Raw genomic sequence first — 16,299 nt, 5'->3', positions numbered from 1 at the left:
AGGGCAAATGAGAAGGGTTGAAAACCCTTGGTCAGACCATCCGAATCGCATCCTGTTCCAAGCTGAACCACACCGTTACTGCATTAGTGCGTCGAGCATTATACACGTTTTACGCCCCGAACGCACGTCCGCGCGCCGGCTTAACCGTATCCTAAGCATGATTCCGGGATGATCAATTCGATACAGTGGCCGAAAATGCACTGCAATCCGCTGGGCTGCATGATATGCTGACGGCTGTTGCTTAACCTATGAAGTCGATGAACACTAGTCTTACCCCCCAGCCACCGGCCACCGAGCCAGCAACCGCTGCCTCCGCACCGGCGACTGCCGCCCTGACCCCGCGCAGCCTGCTGAAACAGTTGCAAACCCAATTCCCCGCATTCCGCGATTTCTTGCCGCTGGCTATCGGTATCGATAAACAGCTGCTGGCCGTGATGCCGGACCTGGACCGTAAAGTCATGCGCACCGCGCTTGGCATCCATACAGGCTCGCTGCGCTACCTGAAAGTCATGGAAAAAGCCAAGGTCCGCCACGACCTGGACGGCAAGCCTGGCGCCGAAGTGACCGATACCCATCGCGCCCACGCCACCCAGGTGCTGCAGGAACGCTACAAAAAAGAAGCCGATCGCAAGAAAGCCGAGCGCGAAGCCAAGGCCGCCGAGGAAGCCGCACGCGTGCGCGCCGACAAGCTGAACCAGCTGGCCGCGAAGTTCTCCAAGAAGGGCTGAGTTGGAGCAGCAGCCCTTGCCGGCGGTAGCGGCGGAAGACGATCTGCCGCCCTACACCGGCATCGACATCGCGGATGTTTACATGGTGGTCACGCCAGAGCAGGCTGTCGTCGCGCGCGACGCCCTGCTGGTGTGCGACGCCATCGGTTTCGATACCGAGTCCAAGCCGACCTTCACGCGTGGCGAAACCTCGACCGGGCCGCACCTGATCCAGTTTGCCACCGACCGCAAAGCCTATTTGTTCCAGATCGGCGACAGCACCGAGCCACACATCCGCGCGATGCTGCTGGCGGTGCTGGAGCGGCCGCTGCCGCTGAAGATCGGCTTCGGCCTGGCGGACGATGTCAAGCGCATGTATGCCAAGCTGGATATCCGCTGCGCCGGCGTGGTCGACATGTCGGTGGCGCTGCGCACGCCGGGCCAGCGCAACGACCTGGGCGCGAAGACGGCGGTGGCCAAGTTCTTCGGCCTGAAGCTGCAGAAATCCAAAAAGATTTCCACGACCAATTGGGCCTTGCCGCGCCTGAACGAAAAGCAGATCCTGTACGCGGCCGACGACGCCCAGGTGGCGTTGCGCGTGTATCGCCACTGGATTGGGCTGGGCAACCAGCTGCCGCCTCTCAAATCAGTCAAGTTGCCAAAACAGCCAAAACCCGGTATATCCTAGGCATGCGGCATGCGCCGCCTGTACAAGGAGGGGTATGCCGATTTTTTCTGCCTTCGGTCTGGCCGCCGCGCTCAGCGCCGCGCCGGCCACCGCACCGGACACGCTGGAGCAGCGCATCGCCGCCTGCCTGTCGTGCCATAGCGTCAAGGAGCGCGGCGACGCCTACTTCCCGCGCATCGCCGGCAAGCCAGCCGGCTACCTCTACAACCAGCTGCGCAATTTCCGCGACGGCCACCGGCATTATCCGATGATGACCTATATGGTCGCGCACCTGCCGGACGCCTATCTGCGCGAGATTGCCGATTATTTCGCCGCCCGGCATCCGCCCTATGCAGTGGCTGCTGCAGGCAGCGCCGCCAGCGCCTCCGCAGCACAACTGGCGCGCGGCGAGGCGCTGGTGCGGCAAGGCGATGCGGGCAAGAAGATACCCGCCTGCGTCAGCTGTCACGGCGCCGGACTGACCGGCGTTGAGCCGGCCATTCCTGGCCTGCTGGGCCTGCCTAGCGATTACATCAACGCCCAGTTCGGCAACTGGAAGAGCAAGACCCGCCGCGCCGCCGCGCCCGACTGCATGGCCGACATCGCAGGCCGCCTCAGCGTGGCGGATGTCGCCGCCCTCTCCGCCTGGCTCAGCAAGCAGCCGCCCGACGCCTCTGCCCGCCCCGCCACCAGCCTGCCCGCGCCACTGCCGATCGCCTGCGGCAGCGTGCCCACCCCGGCCGGAGGTGCGCAATGAGGAAAATCGTTTATACCCTTATCGCCGCCGTGCTGACCAGCATCGCCGCCGCAGCGATCTGGCTGCTCTGGCAAACCGACGACATCGGCCCACCGCCGACGCAGACTGCCAAACTGTCACAAGCCGAGCGCGTCGCGCGCGGCGCTTATCTGGCCAAGGCCGGCGACTGCATGGCCTGCCATACCACGCGCGGCGGCCAGGCCTATGCCGGTGGCCGCGCGCTGCAAACACCATTCGGCAGCGTGATCTCGCCCAACATCACCTCCGACCGCGCCACCGGCATCGGCATGTGGAGCGCCGACGATTTCTGGCGCGCCCTGCACAACGGCAAATCGCGCGACGGCCGCCTGCTTTATCCAGCCTTCCCCTACACCAACTACACACGCATCACCCGCGACGACGCCAACGCGCTATACGCCTACTTCCAGACAGTGCCGGCAGCAATCCAGGCCAATCAGCCGCATCAGCTGCGCTTCCCGTACAAGCTGCAAATCTCCTTGGCCGTGTGGCGCGCGCTGTACTTCAAGCCGGCGGTCTTCCGCGAAGAAACCGGACAATCGGTGGAATGGAATCGCGGCGCCTACCTGGTGCAAGGGCTGGGCCATTGCAGCGCCTGCCACAGCGCGCGCAACCCGCTGGGCGCATCGAAGGGTGAGAGCCTGTCCGGCGGCATGATCCCGGCCCAGGGCTGGTACGCACCGGCGTTGAACGCGCGCGGCGACTGGCAACAGGCACACCTGGCGGCGTTGCTGAAGACCGGCGTCTCGCCACGCGCCACGGTGTTTGGTCCGATGGCGGAAGTGGTACAGCAAAGCCTGCAACATCTGAATGACAGCGACATCAACGCCATGGCCGTCTACCTGCAAGCACTGCCGCCAGCCCCCAAGCCAGCGCCATTTGAGCGTGACAATAGTCCGCAAGCCGTGGCCTTCCTGGCAGCGGGCGGCAAGCTGTACGAAAAACACTGTGCGGACTGCCACGGCGCCAGCGGTGCTGGCCAGCCGTCAGCGTATCCGCCGCTGGCCGGCAATCAGGCATTGACGATGGACAGCGCGGTGAACCCGATCCGCATGGTGCTGAACGGCGGCTTTGCGCCGGGCACGGCAGGCAATCCGCGGCCGTACAGCATGCCGCCATTCAGCCATGCGCTGAACGATACGGAAGTGGCGCAGGTGGTTTCCTACCTGCGCAGCGCCTGGGGCAACAACGCGCCGCCGGTCGGCGCCACCGAGGTCAACCGCTACCGCGCCGTGCCGCTGGATTAGGCGACAAAACCGATGCGGTCGGTGGTGGCGTTGCGCGCATCATCGACCGCGATCTTGCCTTCGTCGAGCAGCGCGTGCAGCGAGGTATTCATGGTGTGGCAGCCCTCGCCCGGCTTGTCTTCCATCCAGATGCGCAGATTGGAAATCTGGCCGTTGGCGATCATCTCGGTCACTTCCGGATTATTGGTCAGACATTCCGTGGCCAGATAGTAGCGCTCGCCCTTCACGGCAGGCAGCAGCGCCTGGCACAGCACGCCGCGCAAGGCGTGCGCCAGCGCCTGCGCCTGCGCTTCGGTGTTGCCCAGCAGGCGCAGCATCTTCTGCAAGCCCAGCTCGGTCGAACGTGCATGCAGCGAGGCCAGCACCAGCGGACCGGCTTCCGCCAGCGCCAGTGCTTCCTGCGCAGTTTGCGCGTCGCGGATCTCGCCGATGACGATCACGTCCGGCCGCTCGCGCAGCGCATCCAGCGCGCCCAGGTAGAAACTCTCAACGTCGCCATCGGCGCCGACTTCGCGCTGGGTGATCACGCACTGGCGCTGCGGGATCAGCGTCTCGACCGGGTCTTCGATGGTGATGATGTGGCCCGAGCGGTGCTTGTTGATCTCGTCCAGCATCGAAGCGATGGTGGTTGATTTTCCCTGGCAGGTGTCGCCGATAATCAGCACCAGTCCACTGGTCAGCCTGGCGAAGTTCTGTTCGTGCTTGCCCAGGCCCAGTTTGGCCAGCGGCATCGGTTCTTTCGGAAAACGGCGGATCACGCAGCCCAGGCGCTTGCGGCCCTGGAAGCTGAAGCAGTTGGCACGGATGCGGGCCGTGTGCAGATCGACCGCGCGGTCGAAGGCACGGTCCTGGATGCGCTCGGCCCAGTTCGGTTCGACCACTTCAAAGAATTCCTGGAGCTCCTCGCGCGTGATCGGCGAGTCGGTGACGGCAACCAGCCCTTTCGGCTGGCGCAGCATCAGCGGGCTGTTCTGGTGGATCAGGATATCGCTGAAAATCAGCTTGGAGTTCAGCAGGTGCAGGATCTGCTCGACCAGCGTGCCGAAGACCGGATGGTCTTCGTTCTCGATATAGCTCAGGGTGCGAATTTGCGACGATTGGTAGTGTTCCATCTCTGCTCAAATCTCCGTGGATGCCGGATGATTATAAGAGAAAACTTGCAACGCCGAAACTTTTTAATCGCGCAACTTAGGGTATTTGAAGCCAGTGCGCAAATCCATGCTGAAGCGCTGGCCTTTTTCCGTCACCAGCACATGCTCGGGTGGTTCCTCGCCCGCCAGCGCACGGTAAAACACCGGCAGGCCTTCCGATTTGCGCACCAGTTCGTCACAGCGCTCGTAGACATTCGGGCAACCGGTATCGGCCAGCAGGGCTTGCACAATCGGCACTTTCCAGGCGTCGACGCCGGCCGACTGGAACTGGCAGATCAGATAGCCGGCGGTGCCGCCCCAGCTATCGACCAGCAGACCGGGCAAACCGTCGTCATCACCGCGTATCACCGGCACGATGTCGGTCGGCGCGGCGGCGCGCACGGCGGCGGCGCGTTTGGCAATGGCGGCGCGCACGCGGCGCTTCATCATCGCGTGATCGACCGGCTCGTCTTCCTTGTAGCTCCAGACGCGCGCACGCACCTCGGAATTCGGGTTGTACGCAGCGCGCGCCAGGAATTGGCGCGACGAGGTTTGCAGAATGGCGGTGGCGCCGGGCTTGTTCTTTTCTTGCGGGCGTCCGTCAACGCGCTCGATGGCGGTGGCGTAGATGAGGATATCGCCGGCCAGCAGGCGTTTTTCCTTGCCCTGTTTGATGGTTATAGTAAGCATAGCCCGCATCATACCTCATGCGCGGCCTATTCCCGGCTGGCTGCATTCTGCTCCGCGCAGACTGCAATTCGTCGCAGCACGGCTACGCTGGCGCGGCCGAGTCCGTAGGATGCAGACTCAAGATCAATGATTTCGAGGAGAACACCATGACCGTCAATCGCATTCTGCCTGCCCTGCTGCTGTCCACCGGCCTGTTGGCCGCCACCGCGCCCCTGCTGCCCGCCCACGCCGGGCCGCTGAGCTGGATGAGCGGCGGCGAGCGCGTGCAAGGCAGCGGCAAGATCATCAAGCAGAACCGCGAAGTAGGCCATTTCCGCGCGCTGTCAGTCGGCATTGGCGGCGACGTGGAAATCCGCCTGGGCAATAGCGAAGGCGTGACGGTGGAGACCGATGACAATGTCCTGGCGCTGGTGGAAACGGTGGTCGAAGACGGCGTGCTGCGCATCCGCCCGGCCAGGAACAACCTGCGGCTGGACACGCGCCACATGAAAGTCGTGGTGCAGGCACGCACGCTGGAGAAACTGTCGATCGGCGGCTCGGGCAACGTCAGCGCTGACCGCCTGCGCGGTGAAAACCTGAAAATCGACGTTGGTGGTTCCGGCTCTTTCAGCGTGGATCAGCTGGAAAGCGAATCGGTGGCGATCGCACTCGGCGGCAGCGGCAACCTGAAAGCCGCAGGCAACACCGAACGCCTGCAAGTGTCGATAGGCGGCTCCGGCCGCGTGCAGGTAGGCCAGTTGCAGGCGCGCGACGCGACAGTCAGCATTGGCGGTTCCGGCCAGGCGACCGTGTGGGCGAAGAAAACCCTGAACCTCAGCGTGGCCGGCTCCGGCGACATCAACTACTACGGCGATCCGCAGATCAGCAAAAGCATCATGGGTTCCGGCACCATCAAGCGCCTTGGCGCGGCGCCGATGTGATCGGCTTCAAAACGGTACCGGGCAGCCAGCTACTTTCGGCTGGCCTGCACCGGCGTGTCCTGACTTCGCATTACTATTGAAAGCGATACTGCCCGTGTCTGGATAGTACAGACAGTATTCGCCCAGCGCCGTGGTGACGCGGTAGATGCGCTTGGGATCGTTGGGCGCGCTAATCAGCTCGATGCGCGCTTGCTCAAACCACTTCGGCTTGACTGCGGCGTGCGCTGCGGCCATGCCCTTGGCCAGCCTGGCACTCAGCGCGCCAGGCTCGGCGTTCATTGGCTGAGGATGCTCGGCGCGCAACTGGCGGTCAATGGCGGCGACATCTTGCAAGGCCTGGCGCACCACATCCGCTGGCGGTGAGGATGATGGTGATGGCACTGGTGCGGGTGGCGCCAGCAGAGCTGCCACTTCGGGGCTATCGGCGGTCACCATGGGTGCCGGCTCGGGCGCGGCAATGATCGCGGGTGGCCGTGGCTGCCGAGGAGCTTTCGGTAAAGCCGGCTTGCGTTCGGGTGTGAACCATGAATCCACCTGCGGCAATGGAAACGGCATCGGATGCAACGGCAATTGCAGCCATACCCGGTTATCGCGCACCGCTGGCCGCTGCACTGGCCGCAACGCCAGCCACAGCAGCGCCAGATGGAGCGCCACTACCACTGCCATGCCGGGTATGGCGCGCCTGGGCGGCATTATGGTTTCAGCTTATCCAGCACTTGGGTGATGGCGGCGCTGATGGCCGCCGGCTCGCCCTGCTTCACCTCGATCACCGGCAAGTCGCCAAACGGTTTGCGCGCGTTGCGCACCTGGCCGGCGCTGGTATCCAGACTATCGAGTTCAGAAGCGCGGGCCCGCCAGTAGCTTGGCTTGCGCACTTGGGCCGCCTGGGCTGCGGCCAGCGCGGGGCCGATCTCGCCGTTGATGGCGGTGGCTGGATAGTCGCAGCCTTCGCCCAACTTGCCCTGCTCGGCCGCGCTCAGGCAGGCCAGCACGCCGTCCAGGCGCGCGCTGCGGTCGGCAGGCAAGGCGTCTTCATGCAGCGGCTCGACCAGCACCAGTCCAGTGACAGTGCCGCGCGAGCGCCAGGTGAACTGCTGCGCCACCAGCGCGCCATAGCCCGCGCCGACCAGCACGAACGGTGCTTCCAGGTGGGCGTTCTTGATCAGGAAGCTCAGGTCCTTGCTGGCATTGGCCACCGTCGAAGCGCGGATGATCGGGTCGCTTGAACCCAGGCCGCCCCGGTCATAGACGCAGGCGCGGGTGCGCTTGGCGACTTCCGGCAGGACTGCCGACCAGTCCCAGCCGGCACGGCCGGTGTCAGCCTCGAACAGCACGGTCGGCGAGCCTTTACCGGTGCAATACAGATTGAGCTTGCGGCCGCCAACGTCAACTTTGACCTGGGCGCCGGCCAGGGCGTTTTGCCCGGCTGGCGGTTCGGCATGGGCGCCGGCAGCGGCCAGCAGGAGGATAGAGGGGATGAGTTTTCGCATCCCGCCATCTTACCCTTATTGCAACGCTATCGGGTAAGTTCTCGGCGACGCTGTGGCCGGCGCGAGTTTGAACACACTCATCATCTCGCTCAGGCCGCTGGCCTGCTCCTGCATCGCTTCGGCCGCTGCGGCGGCTTCCTCGACCAGCGCGGCATTCTGCTGCGTCACCTGGTCCATCTGCGTAATGGCCTGGTTGACCTGTTCGATGCCGATGCTCTGCTCCTGGCTGGCGGCGGTAATTTCGCTCATGATGTCGGCCACGCGGGTGATGCTGGAAACGATCTCGCCCATTGTGATCCCGGCCTGATCCACCAGTTGCGTGCCTGCCTCCACCTGCTCCACCGAATCGCCGATCAGCGTCTTGATGTCCTTGGCGGCGGCAGCCGAGCGCTGGGCCAGCGTGCGCACTTCCGACGCGACCACGGCAAAGCCGCGTCCTTGTTCACCGGCGCGCGCCGCTTCGACCGCCGCATTCAGCGCCAGGATATTGGTCTGGAACGCGATACCATCGATCACCGCAATGATATCGACAATTTTTTTGGAAGAAGCATTGATCGATGCCATGGTATCAACTACCTGCCCCACCACATCGCCACCCTTGGCGGCGATGCTGGAGGCCGACAACGCCAGCGTATTGGCCTGGCGCGCATTGTCGGCGTTCTGCTTGACGGTGGAAGTCAGTTCCTCCATCGACGATGCGGTTTCCTCCAGCGAGCTGGCCTGCTGTTCGGTGCGCGACGACAAGTCCTGGTTGCCGGCCGCGATCTGGGTCGAGGCGGTGGCGATGGTGTCGGTGCTGCCGCGCACCTGGCCGACCAGGCGTTGCAGGCTGCCGTTCATGTGCTTCAGCGCTGCCATCAGCTGGCCGGTTTCGTCGGCCGAGGTTACACGCACGTCAGCCGTCAGGTCGCCATCGGCCACCTGGCGCGCCACCGCCACCGCACGTTGCAGCGGCAGGGAAACGATGCGCGCCAGCCACAATGCCAGCAGTACGCCGGCGGCGATGTCCACCACCAGCACGCCCATCACCACGTTGCGTGCCGACAGATACGCCTGCTCGGCATCCCGCGCGGCCGTGTCGCCGCTGTCCTGGGTGAACTGGGCGATCTTGTCGAGCACATCCGCCTGCTGGTTCATCAGCTCGAAAGAACGGCCGGTGGCCAGCGCCACCGCTTCATCACGATGCCCCTGGCGCGCCAGTTCGGAAATCTTGCGGCGTTCGACCGAGTAGTCGCCGCGCACGCGCACAAATTGCTCCAGCAGTTGGCGCTCATCGGGCGTGCTGATGGTGTCCTGATATTGCCCCTGCAATTTATCGACTTTGGACAGCATGCGCTCAACCAGCTTGTCATAGCGTGCGATATGCTCCGCGTTATCGCTCAGCAGCTGTTCCATTTCATAGCGGCGCTTGGTGTTGACTGCCGCCTTCAGCGCCAGGATATAGCGCATGCTGGGTAGCGACTGTTCGGACAATTTTTGCGTCGCCACATTCAGCCGCCCCATGCTGCTGATGGTGGTCGCGCCGAGGATCAGGGTCAGCAACAGCACCACGCTGAACGACAGGATCAGTTTTTTCGCGATATTCAGATCGTAAAACCACTTCATGATGATTCCTTTTTGATGGGATTGCCTCTCCGCTCTGGTGCTGTGGCGGCGAGGATGAAACGGTCAGGCCGTCTTGCGCCGGCGCCAGGCCAGCAACAGGAAGATCAGCAGCACCACGGCGGCAAGCATGCCGCCACGAGCCAGCCACAACAGCGGCGACGCTGCGCCGCCCTGGCGCAACGCCGCCACGCGCCCGGCGTCGGTGTTTGCCTTGCCGGGGCCGAAGGTGGTCATGACATAGTTGCTGAGATCGGCGATCTGCTGGTCGCTCAGCTCGTGGGCAAAGCCCGGCATGCCCTGGCCTTCTTCGGGCCAGACGCCTTCCAGAATCGCCATGCTGACGTTGTCGGCGTTCGGCTGATGCAGCACGGTGTGGTTGCGCAGCGCAGGCAGGCCGCGCATGCCGTCGCCGTTGTTCTGGTGGCAGGCGGCACAGCTGTTGCGGTACAGCTGTTCACCGGCGCTGGCCTTGCCGGCCATCTCGGCGATGTCGCTGCCGGAGACTGGCGGCACCACGGCGGCTGGCGTGGCGTCATGCTTGGCGCCAGGCAGGTCGGACAAGTAGGCCGCCATCGCCTGGATGTCTTGCGGATCCATTTTGGCGAAACTCTTGTCGATTGCTTCCAGCATCGGGCCGGCGGCGGTGGCGCCATTTTTGGCGTGGCCGGTACGCAGGTAATCCATCAGCGCCTGCTGGTCCCAGCCGTTCTTGCCTGGGGTGATGGCGGGGGCGTACCATGTGCCCAGCGAGCCGCCTTGCAGGTAGAGATCGTGCTTCTCGGCCATCAGGAAGTTGCGTGGCGTGTGGCAGGTGCTGCAATGGGCCAGGCCTTGCGCCAGGTAGGCGCCACGGTTCCACTCCACCGACTTGCTCTTATCGGCGACGAAGGGCTGGGTGTCCAGGAATAGCGCATTCCATACCGCCATCGAAGCGCGGATATTGAATGGGAACGGCAGCTGGGTTGGCGGCGGCGCGTTGTCGCTGGCGGTGACGCCATGCATGAAGTAGGCGTAGAGTGCGGCCATGTCGTCATCGTTCACCTTGGCGTAGGCCGTGTACGGCATTGCGGGGTACAGATGGCTGCCGTCAGCGCGCACGCCGCCGCGCACTGCGCGGTTGAACTGCTCCTGCGTGTACGCACCAACGCCGGACTTGCGCGATGGCGTGATGTTGGTCGAGTAAATCGTGCCCAGCGGGCTGGCGATTGCCACGCCGCCGCTGAACGGCGCCTCGCCGGTCTGCGTATGGCAGGCTACACAGTCGCCTGCCGTAGCCAGGTACTTGCCCCGTTCGATTTGCGCAGCCAGCGAACCCGCCGGCGAGGCGGCAAGCGCGGGGCCGGCGACAGCAGCGGCTAACAATGCGGCGCTGGCGATCAGGATATGCATCAGCTTAACCATGGCGTGCCTCCGACAGAATCTTGTCTGCGGTGCGGAGCGCCAGCGCGACAGCGGTCAGCGTGACATTGCAGGTGCCGACCGTCGGCATGACGCCGGTGCCGACCATGTACAAATTCGGATGATCGTGCGCGCGGCCGAAGGGATCGGTCACGCTGGTCGCCGCATCCTTGCCCATCGACAGCGTGCCGGTAATGTGCTGGCGGTTGCTGAACGCCCCCGCCTTGCTGTGCTTGATATTGGTCGCACCAAGCTGTTTGGCGATCTGGTCATAGCGCTTGCGGGTTTCTTCCGTGCCCTTCAGCACGTAGTCATCCACATTCCAGAAGATGCTCGGCACCGGCAAACCCAGCGCATCCTTGTATTTACCCAGCGTGACGCGGTTATTTGGGTCCGGCAGCTGCTCCAGCGCATTCTTGATGCTGACGCGGCGCGCAGCACGGTCACGAATCGCACCTTCGAGCTTGACGCCATACACGCCTTCGCCAATCAGCTCCTTGGTCACCGACGCCACCTGCGAAGCATTCGAGATATCGATACGGAACGCCGCATGCTCAGAACGGAACGCGCCGTCGCGGAACTGGCCTATCGAACACGGGCTGACCGGACCACGGCCCGGCCACACCGGCTCGTCCATGTCGAAGGTAACGCCTATCGCCGGGTGATCGCACAGATTGCGGCCGACGTTGCCGGTGCTATTGGCCAAGCCGTTCGGGAACTTGTCGCTGGTCGACATCAGCAGCAGCTTGGCCGACTCGATCGCATTGGCGGCAATGACGAAAGTCTTGCCGGTGACGCGGTGGCTGAGCTTGTTCCAGTCGTAGTAATTGGCGGCGACGATGGCGCCGCTGGCGTCATGCTCAAAGCTGTACACCACCGCCTCGGTAATGATCTTGACACCAGCCTGCTCGGCGCTGGTAGCAGAAATGCCGCCATGGTATTGCGCGTCGATCGGACACACCGGCATGCAATTGTTATTGCCACAGCAGGCCGGGCGGCCATCAAAGCTGCTGCTATTGCGGGCGGTACAATCGTCCAGCACTGAAAACGTCGGCGCCAGGCGGTCGGTCACGCGCTGCTGGAAGTAGGATGCCGGCACGCGCTCCATCGGGAACGGCTTGCTGCGCGGCGAGCCAGTATCCGGCGAACCGCCTACGCCGGCGATCACTTCCGCCTCGTAGTAGTACGGCTCCAGGTCCTCATAGCTGATCGGCCAGTCCTTGCCGACGCCATACAGCGACTGCGTGCGGAAATCGCCCGGCAGGTAGCGCCACATCTGCGCCGCCCAGTGCCAGCTGGTGCCGCCCAGCATGCGGATATACTGCGCCTGAAACGCGTGCGGCCCGGTTTGTTCGATGTACTTGTTGGCTTCCGGTGTAAAGGTCGGATGCGGCGCCATTTCCGAAAACGGATACGGCGCCATGAAGTCCGACTTGAACGCCGAATGGCGATAACGCTCTACCAGCTCCGCGCGGCCAACGCGCGGGCCGGATTCCAGCATCAGGACAGTGCTGCCGGCCATTGCCAGCTTGCGGGCCAGCAGCGATCCGCAGATGCCGCCCCCGATCACGACCACATCGGCCGAATTCATATTATTCATCACATTCTTTCAGAGTTGCTCACGGCTTGGCCGACCAGGTGCCGCAGGGACCATAGGAATAGCTTGGCGGCACCAGCACATCGGCCACGGCCAGATTGGACAGTGCGTCCACATAGGTAACGCAGACAGCTTTCTTGCCCTTGCCCACCACGCCCAGATACCAGCCTTGCAGGATCGCCTGGCTCAGCGCCTGCTCGGCCTTGTGATCCGCGCTCAGGTCATCGCCCTGCGCCAGCAGCGCTTGCAGCTTGGCCAGCGTGGCGTCAAAATCGGGCACGGCCTTTTGCAAGGCCGGATGCAGCGCCTGCCCCAGCAGCACATTCAACTGTGGCTTGCCGGTCAGCGTCGCCGATACCGCCATGAAGGCGTTCAGCTGCGGCGACGCCGACGCCAGCGCCGCCTTGGCGCGTGAAGTCAGCAACAACTGGCCGGCGGCGCCTGACAGCATCAGCGCGCCGACCACCTTGAGCGCGCCACGGCGCGACATTGGATACGTCTTCATCTTCATTTCCCTTGTTGTTTGGCGCGGCGGCGCAACACTACAATGATCAGTGCCGACAGCACCAGCAGGCCCGCGACCATGCCCAGCCGCGCCAGCAACAGCAGGTGCGACTGCGGACCGCCCTGGCGTATCACCGCCACGTCTTCCGCTTTCACGCCCGGCGCACCGCTGCCGTAGCTGACCTGGATGTAATTGGCCAGCGCCGCGATTTCGTCGTTTGACAAATGGTTGACGGCATTGACCTGGTCGCCGAACGGCGGCATGAACACATGGCCATGCCGGGTTTCGCGCTCCACGCCGTACAGAATGGTCGCCAGCAGATTGCTGTTGTTCATCGTCGCCGAGTTATGGAACAGGCTCGGGTAGTAGCCATCCGCCGTCCCCTGGCCATTGAAGCCATGGCACGAGGCGCAATTCGCCGAGAACACTTGCGCACCAAGATGCGGCCCCTTGGCGTTCTCCTGATAGCTTTTGCCACGCAAGCTGGGCAGCGCATTGCCAGCCTGGCCCTGATTGAAGCGCGATACCGGTTCATCGCCGGCCATCGGCGGCAGATCCTTGATGTAGACGGCGATGGCCTTCAGATCCTCATCGCTCAGGCGGCTGAAACTGTAGCTGATGGCTTCCGCCATGCTGCCTGCCGCCTGCGCCTTGCCTTCCACACGGCCGGTGCGCAGATACTGCACCAGTTCCGCCTCGCTCCAGCTGCCGATGCCGGAGGTCGGGTGCGAGGTGATATTCGGCGCGTACCACGGGCCGACTTGCGAGCCGGTCAGGTACAGCTCCTTCTTCTCCTGCATCAGCAGGCCGCGCGGTGTGTGGCAGGTGCTGCAGTGAGCAGCACCATCGGCCAGGTAGCGGCCACGCAGCCATTGCGCGGGGCGCTGCGGCGCCGGCGTCAGCGGTTTATGGTCGAGGAACATGGCGTTCCACACCTTCATCGATGCGCGCACGCTCATCGGGAACGGCAGGTCGGTCGGCTTGCTGCCCTGTTCCACCGGCTTCACTTCCTGCATGAAGTAGGCATACATGGCGCGGATATCGTCGTCAGTCATCACCGCGTAGGCGGTGTACGGCATGGCCGGATACAGGTTCTGGCCATCGGCACGGACACCCTTGCGTACGGCGTCGCTGAACTGCTGCTCGCTATAGTTGCCGATGCCGTATTGCTTCGATGGTGTGATGTTGGTGGAGACGATATCGCCCACCGGCGAAGCCAGCACCAGTCCGCCGGCCATCGCCTTGCCATGGCGCGCCGTGTGGCAGGCCATGCAGTCGGAAGCGGTGGCGAGGTAGCGGCCGCGCTCCACGGTGGCGGTATCGAAAGTGGCGGCTTCGGCGTGCAGCGTCAGCGCTGCCAGTAGCATCAATAGTTGACGCATCATGCCCCCTTCAGCTGGCGCACCATGGCGTCCGCTGCCTTGAAGCCCAGCGACACCATGGTGATGGTGCTGTTGCCGCAGGCCGTGCTGGCCATCGCGCCGCCGCCCGGCAGGTAAAGATTCTCGTGGTCGTGCGCGCGGCAATCGGCGTTGACCACCGAGCTGGCTGGATCGTTGCCCATGATGGTGCCGCCCATGATGTGCTTGCTCTGGTTGAATTTCGGGCTGATCTTGATGTCGGTCGCCCCCATCGCGGCAGCGATACGCTTGCCGATCGGGATCGAATACTGCTCGGCAGCGCGGCGCGTGTAATCGCCGACGTCGTAGTAGATGGCCGGCTTGGGCAGGCCCAGCCAGTCACGCTTATCCGACAGCGTCAACCGGTTGTCCGGATCGGGCAGCACTTCGTGCGCCAGCACGATATCGGCGGTGCAGGCGGTCATGCGGCGGATTTCGGTATCCAGCGCCTTGCCGACCAGGCCCTTCTTCAAGGCGTTGAAGGTGACGAAGCGGTTGCGCGCGAAATTATTGAAGCGGAAGTAGGCACCGGCGTGTTCGCTGCGGAAATCGCCTTGCGAGGTTTCCATGATGCCGCTGTTGACCACCGGACCAACGCCTGCCCAGTAAGGTTCTTCCAGCGTCAGCGTCATGGTCAGCTGCGGGTGGTCCATCATATTGCGGCCAACCTGGTCAGAGCTGTTGGCGACGCCCTGCGGATTGCGGTCATCCTTGGACATCAGCAGCAGCTTCGGCGTTTCGATGCCGTTACAGGCCAGCACGAACAACTTGCCGGTGACGCGGTGCGGCTGTTTGTTCTGGTCGAGATAATGCACGGCCTCGATGTGGTTGGCGGCATTGGTTTCGACGCGGTAAGCGACAGCGTTCGGCGTAATCACCGCGCCCTTGGCTTCAATGCGTGACAGCGCGGTGGCGGCGTCGTATTTGGCGCCGACCGGGCACACCGGCACGCAGTTGTTGTTGGCGCAGCAAGCCGGACGGTCATCATACGCGGTGCCGCTGTTGCGCGCCTGCGCGGTCGGGATGTTGTGGTAGCCGAGCGTTTTCACCACATCGGTAAAGCGCTGCTCGCCGGGACCGAACGGCAGCGGCGGCATCGGATAGGGCTTGGAGCGCAGCGCTTCGCCCGGCGGCCATTGCAAAACCGGATCGGACGGGCCGCAGATGCCCAGCGTGTGTTCGGTGCGCGCGTAGTATGGTTCCAGCGTCTGGTAGTCGAAGGCCCAGTCGCGGCCGACGCCGTATTTGCTTTGCAGGCGCATGTCATCCGGCGTCAGGCGCCAGCAGGTGCCGGCCCAGTGCCAGGTCGAACCGCCGGCGTAGCGGATGAAGCTTTGCGCGTAACGGTCCGGGCCGCTCAATTGCAGATACGCGTCCTCGGCGGTTTCCTGCGACGGCATCGGATGCGGCGCCCATGGCGCCGGCGGATAGCAGGACGAAGGATCGCCCTTCAGCGCCAGCGGCAGATTGCGGAAATTTTCCACCACTTCGGCGCGGCTGACGCGCGGGCCGGCTTCCAGCATCTGCACAGAGATGCCGGCGTCCAGCAATGTTTCGGCAATCGCCACGCCGACGACGCCGGTGCCGACGATCACCACGTCGGCGCTTGTTGAAATAGGCATGATAGGTCTTTCAGAAACTCGGCATCGGCGTCAGCGGCACGATAGGACGGCCCCACTGGTTCGGGCCGGAAAAGCCATAGGAAGGAATCGCCACCGCATCGGCCGTGGTCTGGTAGGTCAGCGCGGTTTCATAGGCAAACACTTGCGCATCTTTCTTCGGCGACGAGCAGCCGCTGTACCAGGCGAAGATGATCCAGTGCGCGAACTCGGTCAGCGGGCCGCCGGGAATATCGGCAAAGAAGTCTTCCACCGTTTTCGCCTGCTTGGCGGCGGCGATGGCGATGATCGAGCGCATCATCTCGCCATATTGCGGATACTGTTGCGCGGCGGCGGCAGCCATGCGCGCGCCGACGCGCGGGTCGAGCCGGTGGTTGACCAGCAGCGCAGATACCTGCATGAACTCCGCCTGCAGCGGCGCCGGCGCCAGGCCCCAGGCCGGGACAGTGCTCCAGGTCAGCCAGGTGGCCGATACGGTGGCCGCGCCCAGCAAAAATTTGCGTCTAGTTAGTGCCATGTGTTTCACCTTGATCTCAGGCGCCCGCGCTT

16 protein-coding genes are annotated in these 16,299 nt (G+C 63.8%); 5 read left to right on the top strand and 11 right to left on the bottom strand.

Features of this window, described 5'->3' with window-relative positions:
- Positions 1-248: 248 nt before the first annotated feature.
- The 4 genes from KW842_RS12360 to KW842_RS12345 all read left to right on the top strand — a co-directional run bounded on the left by KW842_RS12360 (position 249) and on the right by KW842_RS12345 (position 3,396).
- Positions 249-728 carry a ProQ/FINO family protein gene (locus KW842_RS12360; protein WP_218304406.1) on the top strand — a complete coding sequence of 160 codons (480 nt, stop codon included), beginning with the start codon at positions 249-251 and terminating at the stop codon, positions 726-728.
- A gap of 82 nt (positions 729-810) precedes the next feature.
- Positions 811-1,395 carry a 3'-5' exonuclease gene (locus KW842_RS12355; protein ID WP_218304700.1) on the top strand — a complete coding sequence of 195 codons (585 nt, stop codon included), beginning with the start codon at positions 811-813 and terminating at the stop codon, positions 1,393-1,395.
- 34 nt (positions 1,396-1,429) lie between these two features.
- Positions 1,430-2,131, top strand: a complete 702-nt coding sequence (locus KW842_RS12350; RefSeq protein WP_218304405.1) for a c-type cytochrome — start codon at positions 1,430-1,432, stop codon at positions 2,129-2,131.
- The gene (locus KW842_RS12345) at positions 2,128-3,396 is read left to right on the top strand and encodes a cytochrome c (RefSeq protein ID WP_218304404.1); all 1,269 of its coding nucleotides are present in this window, start codon (positions 2,128-2,130) and stop codon (positions 3,394-3,396) included. The genes KW842_RS12350 and KW842_RS12345 overlap by 4 nt, the downstream gene beginning before the upstream one ends.
- Here the strand turns inward: KW842_RS12345 and KW842_RS12340 are convergent.
- Positions 3,393-4,508 (bottom strand): type IV pilus twitching motility protein PilT, encoded by a 1,116-nt coding sequence (locus KW842_RS12340; RefSeq protein WP_218304403.1) that lies wholly within the window; start codon positions 4,506-4,508, stop codon positions 3,393-3,395. The genes KW842_RS12345 and KW842_RS12340 overlap by 4 nt on opposite strands.
- A 63-nt stretch (positions 4,509-4,571) precedes the next feature.
- On the bottom strand, positions 4,572-5,216 hold the full coding sequence (locus tag KW842_RS12335; RefSeq protein WP_218304402.1) for an SAM-dependent methyltransferase: 645 nt from the start codon (positions 5,214-5,216) through the stop codon (positions 4,572-4,574).
- 146 nt (positions 5,217-5,362) lie between these two features.
- Between KW842_RS12335 and KW842_RS12330 the strand changes: the two genes are divergently transcribed.
- The gene (locus tag KW842_RS12330; protein ID WP_229223652.1) at positions 5,363-6,136 is read left to right on the top strand and encodes a head GIN domain-containing protein; all 774 of its coding nucleotides are present in this window, start codon (positions 5,363-5,365) and stop codon (positions 6,134-6,136) included.
- Positions 6,137-6,142: 6 nt separating this feature from the next.
- On the opposite strand, the gene KW842_RS12325 is transcribed toward KW842_RS12330, so the two are convergent.
- The 9 genes from KW842_RS12325 to KW842_RS12285 form a co-directional block, all read right to left on the bottom strand.
- Entirely contained in the window at positions 6,143-6,829 is a 687-nt protein-coding gene (locus tag KW842_RS12325) for a hypothetical protein (RefSeq protein ID WP_218304400.1), read from the bottom strand.
- Positions 6,829-7,626, bottom strand: coding sequence for an alpha/beta fold hydrolase (locus tag KW842_RS12320; protein WP_218304399.1), 798 nt, complete (start codon positions 7,624-7,626; stop codon positions 6,829-6,831). Before KW842_RS12320 ends, KW842_RS12325 begins: the two co-directional genes overlap by 1 nt.
- Positions 7,627-7,641: 15 nt before the next feature.
- Positions 7,642-9,231, bottom strand: coding sequence for a methyl-accepting chemotaxis protein (locus tag KW842_RS12315; protein ID WP_218304398.1), 1,590 nt, complete (start codon positions 9,229-9,231; stop codon positions 7,642-7,644).
- Between the two features lie 63 nt (positions 9,232-9,294).
- Positions 9,295-10,632 (bottom strand): cytochrome c, encoded by a 1,338-nt coding sequence (locus KW842_RS12310; RefSeq protein WP_218304397.1) that lies wholly within the window; start codon positions 10,630-10,632, stop codon positions 9,295-9,297.
- The gene (locus KW842_RS12305; RefSeq protein WP_218304396.1) at positions 10,625-12,229 is read right to left on the bottom strand and encodes a GMC family oxidoreductase; all 1,605 of its coding nucleotides are present in this window, start codon (positions 12,227-12,229) and stop codon (positions 10,625-10,627) included. Before KW842_RS12305 ends, KW842_RS12310 begins: the two co-directional genes overlap by 8 nt.
- 19 nt (positions 12,230-12,248) lie before the next feature.
- The gene (locus KW842_RS12300; protein ID WP_218304395.1) at positions 12,249-12,731 is read right to left on the bottom strand and encodes a sorbitol dehydrogenase family protein; all 483 of its coding nucleotides are present in this window, start codon (positions 12,729-12,731) and stop codon (positions 12,249-12,251) included.
- A gap of 2 nt (positions 12,732-12,733) precedes the next feature.
- A complete protein-coding gene (locus KW842_RS12295; protein WP_218304394.1) occupies positions 12,734-14,116 on the bottom strand; it encodes a cytochrome c in 1,383 nt (460 codons plus the stop codon).
- Positions 14,113-15,753 (bottom strand): GMC family oxidoreductase, encoded by a 1,641-nt coding sequence (locus KW842_RS12290; RefSeq protein ID WP_218304393.1) that lies wholly within the window; start codon positions 15,751-15,753, stop codon positions 14,113-14,115. Before KW842_RS12290 ends, KW842_RS12295 begins: the two co-directional genes overlap by 4 nt.
- A 10-nt stretch (positions 15,754-15,763) precedes the next feature.
- Positions 15,764-16,267, bottom strand: a complete 504-nt coding sequence (locus tag KW842_RS12285) for a sorbitol dehydrogenase family protein (protein ID WP_218304392.1) — start codon at positions 16,265-16,267, stop codon at positions 15,764-15,766.
- Positions 16,268-16,299 lie beyond the last annotated feature (32 nt).

The organism is Duganella sp. sic0402 (assembly GCF_019219065.1).
Lineage (GTDB): Bacteria > Pseudomonadota > Gammaproteobacteria > Burkholderiales > Burkholderiaceae_D > Rugamonas.
This window is presented reverse-complemented; position numbering and strand designations above follow the sequence as displayed.

Bases quoted from the DNA above. Each gene is read 5' to 3' on its own strand.
- KW842_RS12290 (WP_218304393.1), bottom strand. From the start codon at position 15,753: ATGCCTATTTCAACAAGCGCCGACGTGGTGATCGTCGGCACCGGCGTC.
- KW842_RS12300 (WP_218304395.1), bottom strand. From the start codon at position 12,731: ATGAAGACGTATCCAATGTCGCGCCGTGGCGCGCTCAAGGTGGTCGGC.
- KW842_RS12335 (WP_218304402.1), bottom strand. From the start codon at position 5,216: ATGCTTACTATAACCATCAAACAGGGCAAGGAAAAACGCCTGCTGGCC.
- KW842_RS12305 (WP_218304396.1), bottom strand. From the start codon at position 12,229: ATGAATAATATGAATTCGGCCGATGTGGTCGTGATCGGGGGCGGCATC.
- KW842_RS12310 (WP_218304397.1), bottom strand. From the start codon at position 10,632: ATGGTTAAGCTGATGCATATCCTGATCGCCAGCGCCGCATTGTTAGCC.
- KW842_RS12360 (WP_218304406.1), top strand. From the start codon at position 249: ATGAAGTCGATGAACACTAGTCTTACCCCCCAGCCACCGGCCACCGAG.
- KW842_RS12350 (WP_218304405.1), top strand. From the start codon at position 1,430: ATGCCGATTTTTTCTGCCTTCGGTCTGGCCGCCGCGCTCAGCGCCGCG.
- KW842_RS12315 (WP_218304398.1), bottom strand. From the start codon at position 9,231: ATGAAGTGGTTTTACGATCTGAATATCGCGAAAAAACTGATCCTGTCG.
- KW842_RS12355 (WP_218304700.1), top strand. From the start codon at position 811: ATGGTGGTCACGCCAGAGCAGGCTGTCGTCGCGCGCGACGCCCTGCTG.
- KW842_RS12325 (WP_218304400.1), bottom strand. From the start codon at position 6,829: ATGCCGCCCAGGCGCGCCATACCCGGCATGGCAGTGGTAGTGGCGCTC.
- KW842_RS12345 (WP_218304404.1), top strand. From the start codon at position 2,128: ATGAGGAAAATCGTTTATACCCTTATCGCCGCCGTGCTGACCAGCATC.
- KW842_RS12285 (WP_218304392.1), bottom strand. From the start codon at position 16,267: ATGGCACTAACTAGACGCAAATTTTTGCTGGGCGCGGCCACCGTATCG.
- KW842_RS12330 (WP_229223652.1), top strand. From the start codon at position 5,363: ATGACCGTCAATCGCATTCTGCCTGCCCTGCTGCTGTCCACCGGCCTG.
- KW842_RS12295 (WP_218304394.1), bottom strand. From the start codon at position 14,116: ATGATGCGTCAACTATTGATGCTACTGGCAGCGCTGACGCTGCACGCC.
- KW842_RS12340 (WP_218304403.1), bottom strand. From the start codon at position 4,508: ATGGAACACTACCAATCGTCGCAAATTCGCACCCTGAGCTATATCGAG.
- KW842_RS12320 (WP_218304399.1), bottom strand. From the start codon at position 7,626: ATGCGAAAACTCATCCCCTCTATCCTCCTGCTGGCCGCTGCCGGCGCC.